The sequence below is a fragment of the Gilvimarinus sp. 1_MG-2023 genome, from assembly GCF_030548285.1.
Genome location: NZ_JAUOSC010001140.1, coordinates 1 through 264 on the forward strand (window position 1 = coordinate 1; position 264 = coordinate 264).

General features: G+C 59.8%; 1 protein-coding gene. It reads right to left on the bottom strand.

What is annotated here, in order from left to right:
• Window positions 1-31: 31 nt before the first annotated feature.
• Window positions 32-264 (bottom strand): hypothetical protein (locus Q4563_RS20420; protein WP_303605815.1); only part of this gene is annotated, 233 nt, incomplete at its 5' end.

Sequence of the window (264 nt, forward strand, 5' to 3'; positions counted from 1 at the left end):
CCTCAGATGCGCCCGACGTCAGACAAAACAATCACAGCAGCGCTGGGTCTGGCTCCATGCCTAGCAGTTCACGGCCGATAATCTGGGCGCATACGTCGTAATCGGTGTAGGCGTGGGCGGCGGTCATGTTGGACTCGCGCCACAAGCGCTGGCCTTCCCGTTCGTTGTACCAGTTGGAACCGCCCATTACTGCCCACAGGCGGTTAACGGCTTCGATACACATCTTGATGGCGTAGGCCTGGTTGGTACGCCAGTGTGCCAGGG